We start from the raw sequence: 21554 nt of genomic DNA on the forward strand, positions 1-21554 counted from the left end.
TGTGGGATTAAGCTTTGTGATTGAATTGGCGGCTTTTACTGACCAGGTTGTCAAAAAATGAAAGCGTAGATATGGAATCAGTTTTATTCGTTGATTTTTTGTATGGATGTACGGTTTCTAAGGTGTTACAGAGGGGGGCATCAGAAAAAACTCGACCTTTTGGTGAAGGTTATGGAGTTGTGATGTTCCATGGCATTAAGTAATTCATTTTTGTTTAATGTCATCTGTGTAGAATCCTTAGACAATGCACAAACCATTGATTTCAGTTGTTCAAGAATGTGACGTTTTTATAACGCCCTTACGTCCATGTCCAGCGATCTTCCTACCCCTAGCCGAGGACAGCGTGCACTAGCCGCTATTGTTGTTACTGATGCGGTTGGCTTTAGTGCCCGCATGTCAGTTGATGAGGAAAATACATTACAGCTGATTCAACGTGACTTAGCGTTGATGGCAGAGCAATGCACAGAATTTGAGGGCCAGGTTCTCAAATCTACTGGCGATGGCTTGTTGATGTATTTTGTTAGCGCAGTGCAGGCGGTGAGCTGTGCGATCGCAATCCAAAAAGCTTTTTACGCTCAAGAGAAGCAGACCGATAGTCTCTCCCATCGCATTGGTATTCACATGGGAGACGTCTTCTTTAATAATTCAGACGTGATGGGCAACAGCGTGAATATTGCTGCTCGCCTACAAACTCAGGCTAAACCCGGTGGTATCTGCTTATCTAAACTGATGTACGATCTGGTTAAAGTACGCCTGTCGCTGGATGCAGAGTTTGCTGGGCCGCTCAAACTAAAAAATATTAAAGAGCCGATTACGGTTTACCACATTAATGTGGCAGGTATCGACACGGCGGCGGTAGCCAAGTCTGCTCCCGATCCTGATCAGACAAAACATTGGACCCATCAAGAATCTAAACAGACGGCGTCTAAACAGACGGCAAAAAAAACGCCCGTCCTGACAGAAGGCACTAAAATTGGGGGGCGCTACGCGATCAAGCGCATGCTGGGTCAAGGGGGTTTTGGTTTCTCTTACCTGGTGGAAGATACCCAGCGGTTTGGCGAACTGTGTGTGCTCAAAGAATTGCGACCGGTGCAAAAACAGGGAAAATTTTTGCAAAAAGCGATTGAGTTATTTCAGCGGGAGGCCAAAACCCTCCATAGCATCGATCATCCGCAAATTCCTAAGTTTATGGCCTGTTTTACCCAGGCTAAGCGACTGTTTATCGTCCAGGAATATATTGATGGGGTTACCTATCTAAAGCTATTGCAACGGCGTAAGAAACAGTCCAAGCTGTTTACTGAAGGTGAAGTTGTCTTCTGGCTGGCCCATATGCTGCGGGTATTGGACTATCTGCACAGTCTCAATATTATGCACCGCGATATTTCACCTGAGAATGTGATGTATTCCCGCGATCGCAACCTGCCCGTATTGATTGACTTTGGCCTAGTCAACAACACCATGTCTGACTCATTGTCAGAGAGCCCTACCCAGAACGAGAATCTACAAAAAGCTGTCACCGCTGTGGGTAAATTTGGCTATTCTCCACCGGAGCAGATGTTTGGAAAATGTACTCCCTCCAGTGATTTGTATGCGTTGGGAGTGACGGCACTGGTGCTACTGACCGGGAAACATCCTCGCGATCTAATGGATGTCCATACGCTGGATATGGACTGGCGACCCCATGCAGAAATTAGCCCGCTGCTGGGGGACGTTTTAGCGACAATGACCCGACAGCAGCCCCAGGATAGATTTCAGTCGGCCCAAGCGGTATTTGAGCAGTTGGCTCCTTTATTGCCTGTCGGCTTTAGTAAAACGCTTAATCCGAAGCCAGCTTCTACTTTGCCAGCAGAGATGCCTGAGCAACCTGAGCGTATTTCGCCCGATCCATCCTTTATTGCCCAGTGTCGTGATGAACTGAGCCGCTGCATTGGTCCCATTGCCGATATGGTGATCGAAGAAACGCTGGAAGATCACCCGAACGCTACGCCCCAGGAGATTGTTGATATTCTTGTCGGGCAAATATCTGATGCTGACCAGGCTACGGTCTTTTTAAGTCACATTTGTATCCCAGACGAGGCTCTGGCATCAAGTGATACCATGCCGGAGATTAGTACGGTAATTCAACAACGTCAGCAAACCTTAGATCTTGCCTTTATCGATCGTTGCCGTCAGGTGTTGGCTCAATGTATTGGGCCGATGGCCAGCATGATTGTGGAAGATACGTTAGTGGATTATCCCAACTTGAATCCGCCTGCTTTTGTTGATCGACTCGCCAGAGAAATTCCTGATGGCGAGAAAGCTCAGGAGTTTCGATTGGAGTTACGCAGCGAGATTAGCGTGAAGTCAACGTGAGAAGATTCCCCCGTAGGGGCGCATGGCCATGCGCCCTCTGGGATGTGGACCCATCGTCAATTGGTTGACCTGCGATATCGGACGCCCTTAACCAGCCCCCTGGCTGCCTTTGCGACTACGGCGATGGCGCTCTAATCGCTGCATGGCCATTTGTAGGCTGAGGCGCATACGGTTAAAGGAGTCGGTGAGGTTGCCAACTTCATCGTCAGACCATTTGATAAATTCGGCTTTGGTATCACCGGTACTGACGGCTTCTGCAGTGGCGGCCATGCGGTTGATGGGGCGGACGACGTAGCGCTTGAGCCAAAGATTGACGAGGAGGATTGCGATCGCAAATACCCCAGTAAAAACTGCCAGGGTAATAAACAATGACTTATTAGCCGTTCTAAATACAGTTTTTGCAGGTACCGAGATAATCTGAGTACCGATAATTTCGTCCAGCTGCCAGCCAAACCCATTGTCGCTGCCATATTTCTCAATCATACTCTTAGGGGCCTGATCTGGAGTGCTATGGCATGATAAGCAAGCCTCCTGCTTAATTTGAATTGGTCGAGCGATGTAGAACAGTTTGCCGCCCGGTGTCTTTCTAAAACCGTGTAATTCTTCGCGACTGTCAGGCCGATCAAATGAGCTGACCAGTGATGCTTCAAACTCATCCGCTTTGTCTTTAATATTAGTGGGATTTAAGACAGCTTCTTTATAGAAAAAATCTTTATAGTCTGGGCTTGCTTGCAGCGTTTCGAATACTCTATGGGCTGAGTAACTGGGCACAGTTTCTGGCAAAAATTGAGTTTCGCTACGTTCTGCCAGTTCCGGGCTCACCTCATCAACAGTGTACTGACGCACAGAGTTCATGGTTTCCATCAGCATCAGTGCTTTGTTGGTGAGCTCTGCTTGGGCAGTGTGGTTAAGTAAGCGTTCTAGGGCAATGCCACTCATTAGAATGCCGCCTATAAAGACGACCATTAGCATCAGCGTAAACTTTTGGCCAAGTTTCATTTTCGAAAGCGTCAACATAACTCCAAGCAGAAGAGGTTTAGTGAGGTTGCCTGTATCTAACGTATCCATTTCGCCCAGATAAAGGCTGTGAGTCAAATCAATTGGCAATATTTCAATACAAACGCTTTCAGATCTTCAGTTCTAGATCCTGATTTCCAGGTTGGATGCCGTGAAATGCTGGGGTGATTTTTCTTTTTTACCCAGCACAGGACTATACGAGGCTCTTGTGGGGAGAACTGGGTTGGGTTTATGGGTTGGCATTATAATTGGGGAGAGTACGGCTATGGCGCAACCTGTTTGACTTGTGGGAATGATGGATAGGCAACCAACGTCCAACAACATTATGGGTAAAGTCGCCGTTACTTTAAATCTGATCAATTGGGTTGATCAGGTTTTAGCAGAACGAGGCTTTATTCCAGCTGCTCAGGTTCGTTCGATAACGGTGGATAACGCTCTTGTGGATACTGGTGCTACTCGCCTTTGTTTACCTACTGAGGTTATTCAAAAACTAGGTCTGAAGTTAACAGGCACTATTGGCGCTCAAACTGCGACGGGACCACAGACGGTGAATGTTTATGAAGGTCTCAAGCTGACTGTTGAAGGACGGGAAGGTCGTTATGACTGTGTAGAGCTACCTGCTGGGCAAACGCCTTTATTGGGACTGATACCGCTAGAAGATTTAGGCTTAGAGCCAGATTTACAAAATCAGCGATTACGACATTTACCAGTCACAGGCAAAGAGACTTACATGACAGTGCTTTAAGGCAGCTTACCTGGTGGCCAAGCCTCTGACTGGGCACTCTATCAAGTTGTCTCATAAGACGGGGCAGCGTTATCAAATGTGGCAGGAGGGGTTTCATCCAAAGATGATTTGTTCGGATGAAATGTTGCGACAGAAGCTGGATTATATTCATAACAACCCGGTGAAACGTGGATATGTGGATAATCCGGCCCACTGGCGTTATTCGAGCTATCGGAATTATTTGGGAGAACCTGGATTGTTATCAATCACTCCCGTCTAGCTCCCACCACCTCGCTCCCAGGCTCTGCCTGGACCAGCGAGCGTGGAGGCTCTGCCTCATGATGGTGGCGGAGCCACGGGGCTGCTGGAGGACTTCGGTGCATCGAATACGCTCAGCGCTGAACAGGTGCAGTTGATCACCATTGGCGGCAAGGGTTGGACTGATAAACTCTGGGTATCTGTGACGTTTGCCGATGAGCTGCAAGTCGGCGTCACGGTAGAGCCGCATCGTCCAGATGGTGGGAAGCTCTACATTCGCTTCCCTAAGCGTCCTGTCCTTCGTGTAGCTGCATAGGGAGGGCCTACTAACGATGATCACCTTCACCTAAAACGCCACCTTTGGCCAGCTGTACGCGGAGTGTTCTGAGGCTGGAGTAGAACTTTATCTATCGGGTATTGCCAAGGTGGCCTGTGCATTGGGTGTGGATGGGTTGGGGGCGATCGCAGACGTTCCCCTATCCGAACACCCGCATGGGTAGCAAAGCATTAGCGACAGCCTTAGAAGCCGAGTACAGACAACGACAGGCATACTGGGCAGCCAAGAAAGCCAAGAAGGGCCAGGCGAAGAAATCAGTTTTTGATCCACACGACGCAGCATCCTCTGACAGTTTCCCAGGGGCAAAGGGCATGGCAGTGGTAAACGATGGATTTCAGATTCCAGGTGCTTCAGTCGCAGGTATTGCTAAAACCGTTGGGCGATCGCAATCTACCATTAAACGACGACTTAATAACCGATGGCGGATAGACCGAAACATTGAAGCTATCCAGAAGAAGAGAGTGGCCACTGAACTCAATGATCCTGAGTTGTTATTCAGACTCAAAGAATCGGGGATTGGCTTTGTGGTGCAAGAGAATGCATTGGGTTGTACCCGTGTGCTCAAGGTGTTGAACGACGGACTCTCTAAGGTTGTAGTGCTGGTTGTAATATCTATTCCCAGGATTACGAGCTTTTGAATTGCCGGGGCACCAGAGCTAGGGTTCGGAGAAAGTTGAGAGATGTGGGAAATTAATAGGTGTCAAGTATGGGAATTAGGACAGAACGTTAGTTTCAGTATGCGCTAGATCACAGAACGTTGAGTAGTGGATCACTCAGTCCTATCAGACCTGAATAAATCTGAACATTTACCTGAATAAACCTGAACATTTCGGTCTTTTCCCTGCCGTGCATTTTTGCGATGGTAATACCAGAGGCGAGAAAAACTCTCCTTTAACACAATGCACAAGACTAGGAGAGGCAAGAACAATGGCTGAATTCAATAACTCAGATAGCTATTACAACAACCAAAATAAGACTTTCGATCTTAACGATAGAACTCTCAGAAATAATAACGGAACCTTTGACAATAGAGGCGGAACCTTTCTTGGTTGGGGTGACATATACAGCATAGACGGAACCTTTAACAATGAAGGCGGAGACTTTGACGCTAGAGAAACGACAATTGGGATGCTGGGTGGTACTTTTTCCAACGCGAATGGAGGCTTTTTTTACAACTTTGGTTCTTCTTCGGTAAATTATGCTTTACCACTCTTTTTCACAAACTGGGGAGGCACGTTTGATAATTCTGGTGGAACTACATATCTATCGGATTATTCACTTTTTAAGAATAGTTTTGGTGCTACGTTCATTAACAGCAGTATCGGCCACGATGGCTCATCATCAGCCAGTAGTGGATTCTTCGACACGCCGGGACTGTATCTGTCCTACTCCAGGTTTATTAATGAGTCTGATAGCGAGTTTAATAACTCCAATGGTTTGCTGTCACTGTATATAAGTACCTTCGAAAACTCTGGAACCTTTATAAACTCAGGAGGAGAACTGCTACAAGGTGGTCTGAGCCACACGGGAGGATGGACCGTAATGGATGGCAGAACAGGTCGCCCCGTGCCAGTTAAACCAACAGGATTTTATAATTCTGGCATATTCGACAATTCTAATGGCTTTGTTGAGGCTTATGGCATATTCGACAATCAAGGCGGCACGTTTAATAATACTAACGGCACTTTCAATGGTAATTTTTCCAATGGGAGTGGTACTTTTGATAACGCCAATGGTAGGTTCGATGGCTCCTTTTCAAATGGCGACGGAACGTTAAAAGGGGCGGGTAAATTTGTCGTTAACAATTTATCGATTCAATCCGGTCTCTTTCAACCAGAAGAAATGATGATTGAGGGTAAATTTACCCTTAACAATACTGGAGAACTTGAGTTTTTAGATCCTGGTAATACACCTCTGCTCTCAGTGACTAAAGATGTCGCGCTTAAGGGCGGCACAATCAGTTTTGGAGATCTATCGACATTGACAGAGGGTGAATTTACCCTGATTGATGTGACCACGAACAGTAGTCTTACCATCGATACCGCCTTGATGAATGAGGCAGCTGCCGTGGTAGATAGCTTTGATACAACGAGTCAAAACTTTGAGCTAGTGCAGCAGAATAATGATTTAATCTTGACTGTTGATCACCTAGACTCCGTTACCCTAACGGGCACTTCAGGTAACGATATCCTAACCGGAACTTCAAGTGACGAGATATTGAATGCCTTAGACGGTGATGACATATTACGCGGCAGGGGTGGTAACGATGTGCTTAAGGGTGGTCTAGGCCGAGATACCTATTATGGCGGCAATGGCGCTGATACGTTTGTCTTTACCGAAGCAGACATTGTGGAAGGCTTAGGTCAGACGACAGGAAACGTCATTAAGGACTTTAATGCCAATGCAGGTGATGTGATTCAGTTTGACCTTGGCAGTTCTTCGGGTGATCGTCCTCATCTGTATTTTGATAGTGCAAATAGCAATCTTTTGCTTGTTGTTTCGTGGGGCTCTGGTGCCGCAGGCTTTCATGTGGCAACTTTAGAAGGTGTCTCGAACTTTGATGTCAACACAGTAGAGATTGTCTGATTTTTGCAGAGAGCAGGGGAGCTATGAACATTGAAAACCTTGCAGTAACACCTCGGCAACGCATTACTGGCATCAGTAACGCACCCAACCCCGCAGAGTAGCAGGGGACTAGAAGCAGGTTCTGAATAATAAAACCCCTCTGGCCGATTGGTCACCAGAGGGGGCAGGTCAACTATACGTTTTACTCTTAACTGCCATGACGTACTAACGTACATTGTAGTTCCCACCCATCAACATCAGCCTTAGTACAGATGAGGTGAGAGCAGGACAGTTGCCCCTGCCCTACTCTCTAGGCAAATCCTTCACGTACAAAAGATGCCTAGAGCAAACTACAGTCAATAAGTCCATAACAGTTAGGGAATCGAACCCCTGGTGCATAGCCCTGGCAACGAATCAGTGATGTTACGGTTGCGTGTGACATTAGTGTAATATCTGCATTGTTCAGCGCCCTATCTCGCCTCGCCCTCAACTTCGCTAAGCAAAGTCCCAGGGGGCAAAGCAAACTGAATTTCCACCCTACGTTGGTCTCGGGTGCGGGTAGCCCGACCAACGTAGAGCCAGGCTCCATCCATGAAGACAACATAGGCCCAAACAGTGGTCCCTTCTGGCGTAGACCGGCTGAAACTTACCCGTCCTGTCGCTGAACCATCGGTATTGATCTGAAGCACTTGGAAGGTTGCTAACTCATCTCTGGCAGGGGTCTTGGGCTCATCATCATCAGTCGGTGCAGATCCATCCACACATATATGGCTGAGATCGATCCGCTCGCCTCCCATATCCATGTAGCAGGCACGAACGGAGGTGTGGGGTGCAACAGTGAGCACTGACAACAAAGCGATAACTGCCAGGGTTCTTATCGTAATGCCTTGTGAAACTGTATCCAAGGGTACCGGAGTGTGTTCAACGAGCAGGCCAGTCTTGAGTATTCGATACTTTCAGCTAACCCCCTCAATACTATCTATTGAGCATTCCTTTGCAACTTTTAAAAGCATTCGGTAGTCAATGTTACATATTAGGGTGTTCACCGGACTCTATCTAAATGCACTTATTCATGTCCTTTGTGTCCCTCGGCTGGTAATGACCGAGGGATTTTTCTATGAAAAAATAACGCCCTAACGGATAAGAGCGTTGTGTGCTAATACATACTTTATGGAGCAAACGCCAACCTGTATTAAACCCCACATTAAGTCCCTTAGGAAAGAGTCTGAATGATACTTGACCATATAGTCGTTCATGTCGAAAGCCTTGAGGAAATTAATACCTTGAAAGCTGAGTTAGATAGGCTGGATATACCGTTTGAACCTACTTGGGGCAAGGCGGCAAAAGGCTTTCAAGTCTCGAACATTTGGGTGGGGCAACAATACTTCGAAATTGTCAATATTCTTAGCTCCAATAATCTCTGGCAACCTCAGTGGGCTGCACGTCATGCCCAAGGTGAACGAGGTGTCTACTGCGTCTTCTTTAAAGTCAATGAAGACATCCATCAGCTGTACAAAAACTTGAAAGGTGCAAATATCCTTGTCAACGAGCCTGAAAGAACATGTTTTAAGTGGATGTTTGGTTTACTTGAGAAAAAGCTCCCCTGGCGATTCATGCTTTTACCCAAAATTCCTGGAACGCGGATCGAGCTTGGTATCATCCAATATGACAAAGGAGCAGAAAAGAAGTACGCACCTTTTATGGTGCCAAACACAAAAGACAAGGGGATCGTCGGTTTAAGGAGTGCCTGTATTTATACCGACCAAGTTGACGAAGCGGATGCTTATCTTGAAGAAGTGGGTCGACTAGTTAATCAGACAGTTCCAATCCAGCTAAATAAACAGGTTGGTTCAGCACCAGACCTAGTTCTAGAACTTCAAGCAGAGCTGGACGCGGACGTAAAATTTTCGGGTTTCAATGTTTCAAATGTTGCCGTTGTGTCGTGAGTCAACTGGCTGATCTAGTTGACTGACCCACGCACAGAAAAAACACCCAGCACAGGACCGGGCGTTAGATCTAGCTAAGTGAGTAAACTGATCGTACTATAGGACATAGACTAGTCGGTTGGGTAGGCTAGTTGCAGCCGGAGTGACTTCCCTGCTCTGGCTGCTGTAACACACACTGTGCTTGGGGGTTGTTGTTGGAGAGAGCAGCCAAACACTCAGAGATCGATCGCCTGTTGCGACTGCGCTAATGTACGCAGCTTATGGACCATCCAGTTCAGCGACCAGGTTAAGTCTGAATGCCTGTAGCCTTCTTTGATCCTGATCAGCTTTTCGACTTCTAGCCAGTTGGCAACCAATTGCAGCTGTTCCGAGCTGAGGGACTGCACCAAAGTCTGTTCGATTGAATTAGGCTGCTGCTCAAGCATATGAAACCACGATCTACTGCCATGGCCATATCCTAGGCAAAGCTGCCCGCAGTTTCCTGAGGCTGAGGACCCAACCCACATAGGACTTTGGACACAAAAAACGCCCAGCGTGAACCGGGCGTTGACACTGTAGATGGTAAATGACTGTCATACTATAGGACGTATAGCGGGTTACTTTGGGTAGCCTAGGCTACGTAGCCAGGGGTGTCACCGCGCTCTGGCTGCATGTTACGCATTTCGCCTGGGGGTTGACTGGCTCCCAGGTTTTTTGTGGGTGGGGTGGGGGTTAGCCTTTTTCGCTGTCGTCAGTGGACTGGTTGCGATCTCGCACCTTTTTATAAACTTCAGGCTTGGTGTACTTCTCAAATTGCACCGCCAGGCCATCCAAAAAACAATCTCTATATAAGTCGCCCTTGCTAAGCCCCTGATCGTTGGCGAGTGCGTCTGCTTTGGTATTTCTGAGCTTTAGTGGTTTTTACAGGTTTAACTTTTGGTGCAGGAGCAGGTGAAACGTCTGGTGGCTGAGTCAGTTGCTGTTTTAACCCATCACCTAAAATCTCTTTCTCAGTTGCCAGCACATCTTCATCCCGTAAGTTCAGCTGACGCTTTAGCTCCTCCAGTTCCTCAATCGCCTCATCATCCAACGGATAGGCAAACTCTTTTTCTGCGATCAGCGCCTGTTTATAAGTTTCCAAATGCTTAGCCTTTTCCCGATAAGGCTTTAACACCTCTTCTAAAATTGCAGCCGCATCCTCATCAGAAACCCTCAGTCGAATTTGTTGCTGTTTTAAATTCGCAAGGGCTGCAGGGCGAATTCGACCGTTTCTCACCTTGCGCTGTACCTGTTTCCGATAGCGCTGTAAACTATCCACCTGTATTTTGGCGATAGCAATTTTTGTCCCGTCCAAACCATTAAAAATTGCAGGCTCCATGGCTGGTGCAGCTGCTTTTACCTGGGTTTGCACATAGCTATGTAAATCCTTGATATAAATCCGCTCCTGTTCATCGGAGGCTGCACCGCCGGTTCTAATCCCGTCTACCAAATAACGGGTATACACCGACAAATCTTCACCCTCTTGCTCCAGAGCATAGCGAGTAGATTTCGATGCCGTCATTACACACCAGCCTTTACCCCCCAGCTGGGTCTCCACATCAATGCTATTATCGTCCATCCCCGTAATGCCCTCGGCAAAGGCGGAGGCAAAGCAACAATCTAAAATCACCACCTTACGCTGAGCATACGAGCCACGAATCACCTGTTTAACAAAGTCTGCTGCAACAGCTGTACCAGGGTTTAGGCTGCCACTCTTAAATAGCTGAGTTTGTGTTGTTGATAGATAAAAGTTGCCAGACATATCCTTAATGCCATGGCCCGTAAAATAAAACAACACCAGGTCATTTTTAGACAGCTGACCAAACACCTCACCAATGCGAGCCTGCATCGTTCCCACATCCGGATTAATCAGCGGCACCACCTGGTCAAAACCACCAATCTCAGGATTTTCCAGCAATTCTTGCATTGCATTCACACCATTGGCCGGACATCGCAATGGCTTTAGCCCATTGCCATACTCCCCAACACCAATCAGCAATGCAATTTTTCTAGCCATTCACCCAGCAGTCAGCACCTTCCAGTTCTTTCAGCCCTAAACCAGCCAATTCCCCACTGTTTTGATTAACTATCCTGTAATTTCTGCGCCGCTGCAACCAGTTTTTCAAGCGTCTCATCAAAGTTATCCGGGCGGACATTCTTCGCCCCAATGCTGGCTTTCTTCCCATCGACTTCCAGGGTAAACTCAATCGGTTTGCCAGGCAGCCGTTCATAAGCATCCTGACACACCTGCTTAATCCCCTCAACAGTTATTTCTGCCGTCAAAACACTCCACAGCCAGTTAGCACCCATGCTCCCGTCGGGCACCTCCGGGTCCGCCACCCGCTGCACATCTTCCACTTCATCTAACGCCCGCAGTTCCTAAAACACCGTTTGGGTTAGCGTTTCCTGCTGCTCTTCGGGCATATCACTATTTGCCTCACGCCAGTCAATCGTCAGCAAAATCGTATCAGCCATAGCGGGGTATCTTGGTTGCCACCGCAGTATTCTAGCCAAATCAAAAGCCGCTATTCAGATTTGTAGCATTGCCTTAATAGGCTATCCACAGAAGGTCATGCAACCAACCTCGGGAAATCAATCCGCATTGCAGCATATAGCAGGCAAGCTTGTATATCAGCTGCCTCTAAATCAGGAAAATCTTCTAAGATTTCGCTAGCAGTGTCCCCTTCTGCCAACGTTTCTAAAATATCCACCACCCGAATTCGCATATCCCGAATACAAGGACGTCCTCCACATTTACCAGGCGTTTGAGTAATTCGTTTCACTAAGGCTGTCCGATCCACCATCACAACCACCTCAACACGAGATCCGTACTCAACCTTATCCAAGTTTAGCCATTGCCGTTGCTCCAACCAATTAATAGTAACTAAAGTCAGGACGAAGCATCAATTTTGCACCACAATAGTAACGACAAAAGGTAGTCATTTGTTGTCTGATTAATATATGGCCGTACCTTGAGCGAAGTCGAAAGGTACGCTGGCAGGAAACATAAAACTGCAAACCTTCACCCTAATCATTGCCGATAATAATATTGAGAGTCGCAACTACATAATCAACAAACTCTTCCGGCAATCTCTCCCCCGTAGGCTTCCACCAACGCTTACTCAGATCTAACGTCCGAACCTGCTCAGCAATAATAGATCCCTGAATTTTGTAACCTTCAGGGATAGTAATCATCGTCTTAATCTCGGGCCTAATCGTGCTCGTAATCGGAGAAACAATCACAATTCCTTTTCTCGCCTGATTAAACTGAGTACGGCTAAGCACCAAACAAGGACGAGCATTACCCGTTTGCTCACGCCCCGTAGTCGGATTTAGATTAACGCAAAGAATATTACCCCGCTGAATATCCATAATTGCTACACCACATTAAAATTCATACCCCCCAATTCCTGTAGGGGCACTCCCTTGTGGATGCCCCGCGATACCATTGACCATTTGCCAAGACTCTGATCAAATCAATTCTTGTCCCGTAGGCTCACCACCTATAAAATCAACCACATCGTCAGGATAAGCAAAATCATCAGGAATACTGGCAAGCAAAATATCTAAACTAGGCGGGCTACTCTTTTTCTTGATCACCAACGTATTATCCACCTCAAGAACCTCCAAGGTAGAGTTTTCATCCAGACCAAGGCGGGTGACCAGCTGATGAGGAATTCGAAACCCCAAACTATTGCCCCATTTTTTAAGCTGAATTTCCATAGCGTAAAACACTTTATAATTATACTTTGTATAATAGTAGTTCGACTAATCAAAATTAGACCATAGCCATAGCGCTACAATAACTAACGCTGTCGCCGCTCCCAACCATGGCCGCTCAACCGTCGGGAAAAAAATACCAGGGTCAATCCTCCCTTCTTTCCAAACAACTGCTGGCCTTTTACCGGCGGGTAAGCCAATCCACCCTGACTGTTGTCGATGTCGAAACCACTGGCTCTGTCGCCTACAAGTCCAACGTCATCGAAGTTTCCGTCATCAAAGCCAATCTGACCGACGGCATCCTCCAGCAAGAAACGTCCCTAATTAACCCCACCGGTAAGGTGCCGCCTTTCATTACCAAAATTACCGGCATTACCACCGCCATGGTCAGCAAGGCCCCCTACCCTGAGGAAGTATGGGCCGACTACGAACACCTACTGCGCCAGGATGTGCTCACTGCCCATAATCTGGACTTTGACTACGGATTTCTCCAATCTGAATATAAGCGTTTAGACGTTCACTATTATCGTCCCCCCAGCCATCGCTTTTGCACCGTCTTACTGTCCCGGCTATTGCTGGCAGATTTACCCTCCCGCAGTCTGCCCAATTTAGTCAAACATTTTAATTTTGATGTGGGTACGTCTCACCGGGCGAAAGCTGATACTAAAGCCTGCTGGCTCCTGGCCGAGATATTGTTGACCCTGATTCAGCAAGAACCTGAAGAGAAGATCTTAGGGCTATTTCGCCAGCAATGGATTCGTCTCCAAGATGCGGCGGCGATTTTGGGGAAACGCAAAAAAGATGCGTTGGATTTGCTAATTAAGGCAGGACTAGAACATCGTTTATCTAAACGTCAGCAGCAGCCCCTGTTTCGTCGCGGTGATGTGGAAGATGTGTTCTATGCTCAACAGGGTGAACAATTGTCGATGTTAGAAGAATCTTGAAAATCAAGCTAAGGCATTCTCTCGTAAACATTTAAACTAAATCTGTCTAATTCCATGGTGCCCACAAGTTCTTGGTTGCCTACGGGCTGATAGTCAATGCTCAAGAGTTGTTCAACATCTTGCCGAATCTTTGTGGTCTCTGCTGGGTCTTTTGGTGCTTGCCATACAGGTCTCGCCGCTTCTAGCCATACAACTCTTTCATAGGTCTCATTACCATCAGCGAGAACCGTCTCTAATGACTCAGGTAGCATCGCTGGGTGGGTCGCTAACAGTTTTACAGAGGTGCCCTTGGGCAGATAATACACCAGCCGTAACACATGGCCCCAGGCTTTAGAATTCATAGCTATTAGGGTAGAGTCTGAGGCTGTAGCTGTTGCAGCAATCTGCTGAAATACCTGACGGTTACGGCCAGCCATATCGCCGACATTGAGGCCAAGATACATAACTAAGATGGTTAGCAAAACTGGCTTTTTCCAGCTGGTGGGCAGATTTATGACCCAAGCAGTAACCATCAACAACAGACCTGGCAAAATGAAAATAGCACTACGCCCAAACCCCCAGGCTAAGGTGGACTTGCCTGATAAGATGTCGGACCCTAGCATCAGCAATAGGGGTAAGCACCCTAATATAAGAATTGTGATCAGTAATGCGGGAGACTCTTGCCTCAATAAACGCCATAGGTACCAGATAATCCCGGCTAACAAAAAGATTGCGATGATGCCCATGGCTAAAACAACAGCTATGGGTAAACTGGTTGCCCAGTCTCCCACTATTAGTTGAATGCCTAGAACTTCTAGTAAACCTTGAATATGCTGGGTGATGGTTTCTACTAAAGTACTTTTAGTGGAAAATCGATTGAGGTCTACATTTCTGAGCTGTTGTGGTAGACCCCAATAGGCCCAGGGGATTGCTAAACAAAGGGCACCGAGGCCGCACAGTCCATACTGCCACCAGCGTTTACGGTCTTGGATGAGAATCACGCAGCCCAGGGCCATAAACCATAGGGCTGAGAGATAATAGGTCAGAACTCCCGCTGTTACCGACAGTGTTAGTAATAGATACCATCCGCATCGTGCCGGGCGAGATAAACGCTGATTGCAGAGCTGTAGCGCTGCCCAACCGCCCAGGGTAACCCACAACACTGTTGGGCAATACATGCGCACATTTAAAGAATGAAACCAAAAAAATGGGTTTAAACCCAACAGTGCTGCTAGTATCAGACCTCCTCGATGGTTAAAGAGGGCTTTGCCCATGCCATAGGCTCCTAAAATTGCGCCCAGGCTCAACAACAGATTGAGGCTGCGTACACCGATTTCCTGTGTGCCTGTCAGGGGTAGCCACAGGTACTGAGATAAAAAGAAAAGCGGGGGATGGGGTTCGCGCCCGACTAACCCTTGTAATAGGGGTTTAATGGCTTTGATGAAATCACTGGCACCACTGAAAGGTGGCAGCTGTAGCAGATTGCCATAATCGGCCAGTGCAATGGGGATATCGGGCGGGTTGCTATAGCCGGTGCGCTGGGAGGTGGATAGCAGCAATGATAAGACTTCGTCGTACCAGAATTCTCGCGCACCCACGTACATAACTCGAATCAGACATGCGATCGCAATTGCCGTAATCAATATCCATTCAATCCGTATCTGTTGGCTTAAACCCGTCAGTCTACGAAGAGAATTAGTTTCTGAAGACATAGGACTCTGTGACACAGGAAGTCTCCTTCAAGGGGTCCGATTCTGATTGTTGGTTGAGCTGTTAGCTGGGACGGTTGGCACTGCCTTGGGCACTGCCCGTCGCCTTCGATACCAGGTGGCTCCACCCACCAGCATGCCAATTAAGGTCAACGCTATCACTAGAGGCACCAAATCCCCAGTTTGGGAAAGTGTGAGGCCAGAGCTGCCCAACAGCACAAAGGGTAATACCCCTGGTAGTGTGCCCAAGGTTGTTCCGACCACATAGTCTTTCCAGCTAATGGATGTAAGACCTGCAGCAAAATTTACCAAACCATAGGGAATGACTGGCAGCAGTCTAATGGAGAATATGTAAACCATGCCACCATGGCGAATTTCGGCATCAAGGGTTTGCCAGTAACCAGCCAGTCGTTTTTCCACCAGCTCTCGCCCCACGGTGCGGGTAAAGCCGAAGGCGACCATGGCGGCTATCAACGCTCCAATGGTTGTCCATAGCGAGCCTAACCAGGGACCAAACAACGCTCCCCCCGCCAGGTTGAGCACAGTAGACGGCAATATCAATACCGTTGCCACCGTGTAGATCACGATGTAAAAAATAGGTCCCCACAGGCCTGCCCGGTCGAGGCTGGTTTGTAGCCACACAGGATCTATACCTCCTAGGGAGAATATGGCAACCCCAGTTGCGGCAATGCAGACTAGGGCCATGATTAAAACCAGGCGTTTGAAGTTAGCCATTGATCGCCCATCTATGGTTTTCTAACCCCGTGGCCAATTGTAGCGACGTTCCATGGAACGTCGCTACAATTGGCCACGGGAAATATTCAGGGTTTATTTTATTTGCTCTCCATAGAACTCCCGTACTAAATATAGGGGGCGCTGTTTAACTTCCTCATATACGCGACCTAGATACTCGCCAATAATGCCGAGGCTAACTAACTGAATGCCCCCCAGAAACAAAATTGCCACCATGAGCGATGCATAGCCCGGTACATCAATGCCTAGCACCAGGGTGCGGATGACTAAAAACGATGCATAGACAAAGGAGATAACAGAAATCATCACCCCCAGGTAGCCCCATATCCTCAGAGGTGTGGAGCTAAAGGACACAATGCCATCAATGGCAAAGTTCCAGAGTTTCCAATAGTTCCACTTACTGTTGCCGCTGTGGCGCGGGTCACGGTCGTAAGTAATATACGTTTGCTTGTAGCCCACCCAGGCAAATAACCCTTTCATAAATCGAGTACGCTCGGATAGCTGTTTGAGGGCATCTACAACCTTACGGTCCATGAGCCGAAAATCCCCGGTGTCTTGAGGGATGGGCACCTGGCTCATTTTGCCGATGACTCGATAAAACCCATTGGCTGAGAATTTCTTCAGCCAGGTTTCTCCCTGGCGATGGCGGCGTTTTGCATAGACAACGTCATATCCTTCTCGCCACTTTTCCATCAGGTCCTGAATGTACTCGGGAGGATCTTGCAAATCGGCATCGATGGGGACTACGGCCTTGCCTTTGCTGTAGTCAATGCCCGCAGTGAGGGCGAGTTCTTTGCCAAAGTTACGGGCTAGGGCCACAACTTTAATGGCAGGGTTACGGTGATGGTGATCAATCAATCGCAGCAGGGTATTATCCTTGCTGCCATCATCAACACAGACAATTTCGTAATTTGTCCCTAAGCCATGGACGACATGCTCTAGCCGTGCAAACAAATGGTCGACGTTAGACTCTTCGCAGTAAAGCGGGACAATAATTGATAGCTCGGGGCATAGCTCGGGGCTTGGTAGCTCAGGCGGTAGCTTGGAAGATCGCTCCGACACTGTGACGGAATTTATGGAAACTACGCCAGACGCACTCTGAGTGTGGGGCATGGGCATTGCTGCAATGGCATAGAAGCTAGTATAATCCTCGGCATGGCTTCTGCTATCAATGTGCCATGGCAGCAAGCAGGCACTAGCTACTGTTTACAGTGCCGCTGTTTAATCATCGCTAATCTTTGATATAAGCCTTGGGTGTCAGCCCAGCCGACAAACCCAGCAAAGCGACAACGCTGTTGAGCATCGGCTAGAAAAACATGGTGAATGCCCAGGGGATGACGCCAGATGCGCAGGGAGAACCCATGGGTTAAGGTAGCCCAGATAGTAGACCGATTAAAATTGCGGTGGTGGGCGTCAGTGATGCCAGGGATTGCTTGCATCTGGGCGATAATGGTGTCTTCTAACGGATCCTCTGGCACAGTTGGAGCCTTGGGCAGTATGCTCCAAAAATTTTGGATGGCTGTGGTGACGTCGGGATGGTCTTTGGTATTGTCGTGGCGAATTCCTTTAAGCTGGGTGTAGTGGGCATGGCGAAACTGAGAACACTGCAGGGGAACTGTGCCATCGCTGCCACCATCGTAATCGCTGGCAATGGTTTGCATTGGGATGTGACGGGCCAGATTTTCAGCCATTTGACGGCGGTCAGTGCCTAAATCTCTAGCGATGCCAATACCCCATCGGAATGGGTCAAAAATGCGCCCCAGGTCAGCACCTCCAACCGGTGAACTCACCAGGCTGACTGAACTGACGTGAGACCACCATTCGGGATGGCGCTCGAGCAACTCTAGCCAAATTAATCCGCCCATGGAGTGACCAACAATGCGCCAGGGACGGTTGGGGTGGTGCTGATGGGTTGCGATCGCAACTTGTTCTACTTGATCAATCAGTGGGTCAATGCGCCACCAGGTTTTAATTAACCCTAGATTAGGTGCGATTACCTCTGTGTTTGGATCGGCTAAGGAGAGCCCCAATCGATGAATACGACGATGGGTATCGTGCCAACCGTGTTGGACAAAAAGAATAAACGGCAAAGATTGAGTATCCACCATGGCTCAACCCCATCTTGTAACGATTTTCAGTCAAACGATATTTCTGGTTCCAAACACAGCAGAGTCCGCCTCAGCCACTGATCCCCAATCCCAATAAGGCTTGGGGGCCAGCAAATGCGCTGGAATTGTAATTAAGCCAACACTCAGATTCAATATCTATCCCTGAGGTATGCTAGTTGCGGAGCGCAAGTTAATATATACGTCACATTTTTAGCAAAGACTCTATTACGTTGTTGCCAATCTTACTGGATGGTTCTGTTATGACATTTGTCGATTGTGCCACTTAAGCCACATCCCAGCTGATACATAACATGTTCGCTGCTAGGAAACTCTGATTCTAGATGGACAGGTGTCCTACATCTTCAACACATACAGCGATTTAGCAACGCATTAACACCTTTGAGGACGTCTACGTGTTACAAACTTTTATTGCCGATTTTAAAGTGGTTTTTGAGCGGGACCCAGCTGCCCGTAATGCACTGGAAGTTCTGTTTTGCTATCCGGGCCTGCATGCTTTATTGCTTTATCGCCTATCCCATAATCTGTGGAAGTTGGGACTACCGTTTCTACCGAGGTTTGTATCCCATGTAGCGCGTCTGATCACGGGTATTGAGATTCATCCAGGAGCCACCATTGGCTGCGGCGTCTTTATTGACCATGGTATGGGTGTGGTCATTGGTGAAACAGCTATCGTGGGAGATTACTCTCTGATTTATCAAGGAGTCACCCTGGGAGGAACCGGTAAAGAAACCGGCAAGCGTCACCCCACCCTAGGTACCCAGGTCGTCGTGGGGGCAGGTGCTAAGGTGCTTGGCAATATTCAAATTGGTAATAATGTTCGGGTGGGTGCTGGTTCTGTAGTGCTCAGGAATGTTCCTTCTGGTTGCACGGTGGTGGGTGTGCCTGGGCGTGTTGTACACCGCTCTTCTAACCGTCCCGGCCCCTTGGAACATGGTCAGCTACCTGACTCTGAGGCTGCTGTTATTCGCACCTTAGTCGATCGGATTGAAACCCTAGAGCGTCAGATCGCTCAACTACAGCAGCCGCCCAAAGCTCCAGCTTTGCCGGTGACTATAGTAGCGAGTGCTGCTCAGCCGAACGACCAAGATGAGGGTGACTGTTGTCGGCTAAAGGATCGCGCCATCGAAGAGTTTTTAGACGGCTGCCCTAAGGGCTAGTGGGTCAGACCTTTCATTGTCCAAGGCTCACGCTGCCATTACTTAAGGATTAACTGCTTGGACTGTCCATTCTCCTGCCCCTCGTTCGTAGATATGTCGATCTTGGGGATGGCCGCGTAGGGCTAAATGGTCAACATGTTCAGGGGTTAACAACAGTACAGAGAAACTATCGGTTGGGTGTTCCATGGATACAGTCGTTGGTTCAAATGCGTTTGCGTTTGATCTGTTTTGCCCTGGCTGGGGCCAATAAAACTGTTGGCGGGCCTGATCGGACATTGTCTGCCAGGCCGTTTGGCGTAAATCTCCTGGATCGTTGTCTGGGCCAATCAGTGTGAGTTGACCTGCCAAACGAAATTGTTCGCGAGTCACGGTGAAATACCAGCATGCTTCGGCCCAGGGATTCATTTGTATTTGCTGGACTTTCTCACTACGCCCATCGGTGACCATTTGTAGGGCTTCTTCAACAAATCCCCGAAAAACTACGGTACGATTAGAGGGTTTACCCTCTGTATTAATGGTTGCTAGCTGTAAATACCGACAATCTGCTCGCGCACGATTGCGATGAAGAGCTCGAGCTAAGGCGGGTCGCCATGGGGCTAGCGTCATAGTAGATGTGTGGATTCGTTGGCAAGATTTACAGCGATTATTCGTTTGTGCCATTGCTTAGTAGGCGGCACAATAATGATTGTTAGGTAATTATTCATACCTGTAGGTACATTGATTAGAACAAACTCTCGGCATAGTATCGAATAAAGCCGGTACACTCAAATCGATGGCCAGGGGGCCGGTTAGAAAGAATAAATTAACAGAAAGACGTATGAAAGGAGATAGCCTGTAGGGCCATGACTGCCACTGTATTTCTCATACTGGGGATAGTTTTCCTGGTGGTTGGAGCAGATTTTTTAGTTAGGGGAGCTTCCAACCTGGCGGCTATGGTGCGCATCTCTCCTCTGGTGATTGGTTTGACAGTTGTTGCCTTTGGCACCAGTGCGCCAGAGCTTGCTGTGAGCTTGCACGCTTCATTTAATGATCAGACGCAGCTGGCTGTAGGGAATGTGGTTGGCAGTAATATCTGCAATGTGTTGCTGATTTTAGGAGCCTCTGCCCTGGTTGCCCCTCTAGTCGTTGCCCAGCAGCTAATCCGCCTGGATGTACCGATTATGATCGGGGTATCCGGTCTGGTTTTTTTGTTTAGCCTGGATGGATTTATTGACACATCTGACGGTGTTGTCTTGGTGTTAGGTGGTCTCAGCTATACGTTTTTTCTACTTTTTCAAAGTCGTCGTGAGCAGAACCCTGAGGTTCAGGATGAGTATGCCCAAGAGTACGGTCCTCGAGAATTTGCCTGGTCTAAGGTTGGTATAGAATTCCTGGCTTTTTTGGGAGGGATGGCTTGTTTGGTGGTGGGTTCACAGCTCTTGGTAAGGGGGGCTGTGACCATTGCCGAGGCCCTGGAGGTGAATCCCATCATCATTGGTTTAACGATTGTGGCCTTTGGGACGTCGTTGCCTGAGCTGGCTACATCGATTGTGGCGAGTTTGCGTGGAGAGCGAGATATTGCCGTGGGTAATGTTGTGGGCAGTAATATTTTTAATATTTTGGTGGTGTTGGGCGTTACAAGTGCCTTATCCCCCAACGGTATTGCCATTGAGCCATCGGTTTTAGCCTTTGATATTCCAGTCATGATCGGAGTCGCGATCATGTGTTTCCCAATTTGTTTTAACGACAATTTGGTGAGTCGTTGGGAAGGGGTATTGCTGTTGGCTTATTATTTGGCCTACACCTTATATCTGGTGATGAAATCAACCGAGCATGGCAGCACTGTGATGTTTGGCTCTGCCCTCAAATATGTAATTGTGCCGCTGACAATTCTTGGTTTAATGGCAATTACGTTGCGATCGCGCATGAACTCTTCCAAATCAAAGGGCCTGTAGGAGTGTTATCAC

Annotated in this window: 22 protein-coding genes and 1 pseudogene; 10 read left to right on the plus strand and 13 right to left on the minus strand. The window is 48.0% G+C overall.

The genetic code is table 11. The features are described 5' to 3' along the window. Window positions 1-306: 306 nt before the first annotated feature. Window positions 307-2352 (plus strand): DUF8082 domain-containing protein, encoded by a 2046-nt coding sequence (locus U2F10_RS17745; RefSeq protein ID WP_499872915.1) that lies wholly within the window; start codon window positions 307-309, stop codon window positions 2350-2352. An 87-nt stretch (window positions 2353-2439) separates the two neighbouring features. Here U2F10_RS17745 and U2F10_RS17750 read toward each other — a convergent pair whose 3' ends face one another. Then, window positions 2440-3351 (minus strand): Tll0287-like domain-containing protein, encoded by a 912-nt coding sequence (locus U2F10_RS17750; RefSeq protein WP_499872917.1) that lies wholly within the window; start codon window positions 3349-3351, stop codon window positions 2440-2442. 343 nt (window positions 3352-3694) lie between these two features. Here U2F10_RS17750 and U2F10_RS17755 point away from each other — a divergent pair, with 343 nt between their 5' ends. From U2F10_RS17755 to U2F10_RS17775, 5 genes and pseudogenes are all read left to right on the plus strand, one after another. Beyond that, window positions 3695-4114, plus strand: a complete 420-nt coding sequence (locus U2F10_RS17755; RefSeq protein WP_499872998.1) for an aspartyl protease family protein — start codon at window positions 3695-3697, stop codon at window positions 4112-4114. Window positions 4115-4157: 43 nt separating this feature from the next. After that, a pseudogene (locus U2F10_RS17760) lies at window positions 4158-4373 on the plus strand (transposase); the annotation flags it as partial. Between the two features lie 42 nt (window positions 4374-4415). Next, complete coding sequence (locus U2F10_RS17765) at window positions 4416-4667, plus strand: hypothetical protein (protein WP_163660905.1); 252 nt, start codon at window positions 4416-4418, stop codon at window positions 4665-4667. Window positions 4668-4783: 116 nt separating this feature from the next. Then, on the plus strand, window positions 4784-5326 hold the full coding sequence (locus U2F10_RS17770; RefSeq protein WP_499872919.1) for a hypothetical protein: 543 nt from the start codon (window positions 4784-4786) through the stop codon (window positions 5324-5326). A 289-nt stretch (window positions 5327-5615) separates the two neighbouring features. Next, window positions 5616-7274 (plus strand): calcium-binding protein, encoded by a 1659-nt coding sequence (locus tag U2F10_RS17775; RefSeq protein WP_163660909.1) that lies wholly within the window; start codon window positions 5616-5618, stop codon window positions 7272-7274. A gap of 449 nt (window positions 7275-7723) precedes the next feature. Here the strand turns inward: U2F10_RS17775 and U2F10_RS17780 are convergent, their stop codons facing one another. Further along, window positions 7724-8158 carry a hypothetical protein gene (locus tag U2F10_RS17780; protein WP_499866981.1) on the minus strand — a complete coding sequence of 145 codons (435 nt, stop codon included), beginning with the start codon at window positions 8156-8158 and terminating at the stop codon, window positions 7724-7726. A gap of 324 nt (window positions 8159-8482) precedes the next feature. On the opposite strand from U2F10_RS17780, the gene U2F10_RS17785 reads away from it, so the two are divergent. Beyond that, window positions 8483-9199 (plus strand): hypothetical protein, encoded by a 717-nt coding sequence (locus U2F10_RS17785; protein WP_163665482.1) that lies wholly within the window; start codon window positions 8483-8485, stop codon window positions 9197-9199. A 215-nt stretch (window positions 9200-9414) separates the two neighbouring features. On the opposite strand, the gene U2F10_RS17790 is transcribed toward U2F10_RS17785, so the two are convergent. From U2F10_RS17790 to U2F10_RS17815, 6 genes are all read right to left on the minus strand, one after another. After that, window positions 9415-9624 carry a hypothetical protein gene (locus tag U2F10_RS17790; protein ID WP_163665480.1) on the minus strand — a complete coding sequence of 70 codons (210 nt, stop codon included), beginning with the start codon at window positions 9622-9624 and terminating at the stop codon, window positions 9415-9417. A gap of 416 nt (window positions 9625-10040) precedes the next feature. After that, window positions 10041-11234, minus strand: a complete 1194-nt coding sequence (locus U2F10_RS17795; protein WP_499872920.1) for a caspase family protein — start codon at window positions 11232-11234, stop codon at window positions 10041-10043. 65 nt (window positions 11235-11299) lie between these two features. Beyond that, a complete protein-coding gene (locus tag U2F10_RS17800) occupies window positions 11300-11575 on the minus strand; it encodes a hypothetical protein (RefSeq protein ID WP_499872921.1) in 276 nt (91 codons plus the stop codon). Window positions 11576-11787: 212 nt separating this feature from the next. Then, window positions 11788-12021, minus strand: a complete 234-nt coding sequence (locus U2F10_RS17805) for a DUF433 domain-containing protein (protein WP_163703637.1) — start codon at window positions 12019-12021, stop codon at window positions 11788-11790. Between the two features lie 223 nt (window positions 12022-12244). Beyond that, a complete protein-coding gene (locus tag U2F10_RS17810) occupies window positions 12245-12589 on the minus strand; it encodes a type II toxin-antitoxin system PemK/MazF family toxin (RefSeq protein ID WP_163702392.1) in 345 nt (114 codons plus the stop codon). A 99-nt stretch (window positions 12590-12688) separates the two neighbouring features. Further along, window positions 12689-12940: an AbrB/MazE/SpoVT family DNA-binding domain-containing protein gene (locus U2F10_RS17815; RefSeq protein ID WP_163665472.1), complete on the minus strand. Its 252-nt coding sequence runs from the start codon at window positions 12938-12940 to the stop codon at window positions 12689-12691. A gap of 107 nt (window positions 12941-13047) precedes the next feature. On the opposite strand from U2F10_RS17815, the gene U2F10_RS17820 reads away from it, so the two are divergent. Continuing rightward, entirely contained in the window at window positions 13048-13881 is an 834-nt protein-coding gene (locus U2F10_RS17820) for a 3'-5' exonuclease (RefSeq protein ID WP_163665470.1), read from the plus strand. A gap of 8 nt (window positions 13882-13889) precedes the next feature. Here U2F10_RS17820 and U2F10_RS17825 read toward each other — a convergent pair whose 3' ends face one another. The 4 genes from U2F10_RS17825 to U2F10_RS17840 form a co-directional block, all read right to left on the minus strand. Beyond that, window positions 13890-15587, minus strand: coding sequence for a glycosyltransferase family 39 protein (locus U2F10_RS17825; protein WP_499872922.1), 1698 nt, complete (start codon window positions 15585-15587; stop codon window positions 13890-13892). A gap of 12 nt (window positions 15588-15599) precedes the next feature. Further along, window positions 15600-16304, minus strand: a complete 705-nt coding sequence (locus U2F10_RS17830) for a TVP38/TMEM64 family protein (RefSeq protein ID WP_499866974.1) — start codon at window positions 16302-16304, stop codon at window positions 15600-15602. A 93-nt stretch (window positions 16305-16397) separates the two neighbouring features. Then, window positions 16398-17435 carry a glycosyltransferase family 2 protein gene (locus U2F10_RS17835; RefSeq protein ID WP_499872923.1) on the minus strand — a complete coding sequence of 346 codons (1038 nt, stop codon included), beginning with the start codon at window positions 17433-17435 and terminating at the stop codon, window positions 16398-16400. A gap of 86 nt (window positions 17436-17521) precedes the next feature. Then, a complete protein-coding gene (locus U2F10_RS17840; RefSeq protein ID WP_499872924.1) occupies window positions 17522-18430 on the minus strand; it encodes an alpha/beta fold hydrolase in 909 nt (302 codons plus the stop codon). Between the two features lie 413 nt (window positions 18431-18843). On the opposite strand from U2F10_RS17840, the gene cysE reads away from it, so the two are divergent. Beyond that, window positions 18844-19608 carry a serine O-acetyltransferase gene (gene cysE, locus U2F10_RS17845; RefSeq protein ID WP_163702399.1) on the plus strand — a complete coding sequence of 255 codons (765 nt, stop codon included), beginning with the start codon at window positions 18844-18846 and terminating at the stop codon, window positions 19606-19608. Between the two features lie 42 nt (window positions 19609-19650). Here cysE and U2F10_RS17850 read toward each other — a convergent pair whose 3' ends face one another. Then, window positions 19651-20214 (minus strand): Npun_F5749 family FMN-dependent PPOX-type flavoprotein, encoded by a 564-nt coding sequence (locus tag U2F10_RS17850; RefSeq protein WP_163665460.1) that lies wholly within the window; start codon window positions 20212-20214, stop codon window positions 19651-19653. A 236-nt stretch (window positions 20215-20450) separates the two neighbouring features. On the opposite strand from U2F10_RS17850, the gene U2F10_RS17855 reads away from it, so the two are divergent. Then, window positions 20451-21542: a calcium/sodium antiporter gene (locus U2F10_RS17855; RefSeq protein ID WP_163665458.1), complete on the plus strand. Its 1092-nt coding sequence runs from the start codon at window positions 20451-20453 to the stop codon at window positions 21540-21542. The last annotated feature ends 12 nt before the right edge of the window (window positions 21543-21554 follow it).

Source organism: Leptothoe sp. EHU-05/26/07-4 (genome assembly GCF_043421015.1).
In the GTDB taxonomy this organism is placed as follows: Bacteria; Cyanobacteriota; Cyanobacteriia; order Phormidesmidales; family Phormidesmidaceae; genus Leptothoe; species Leptothoe turfae.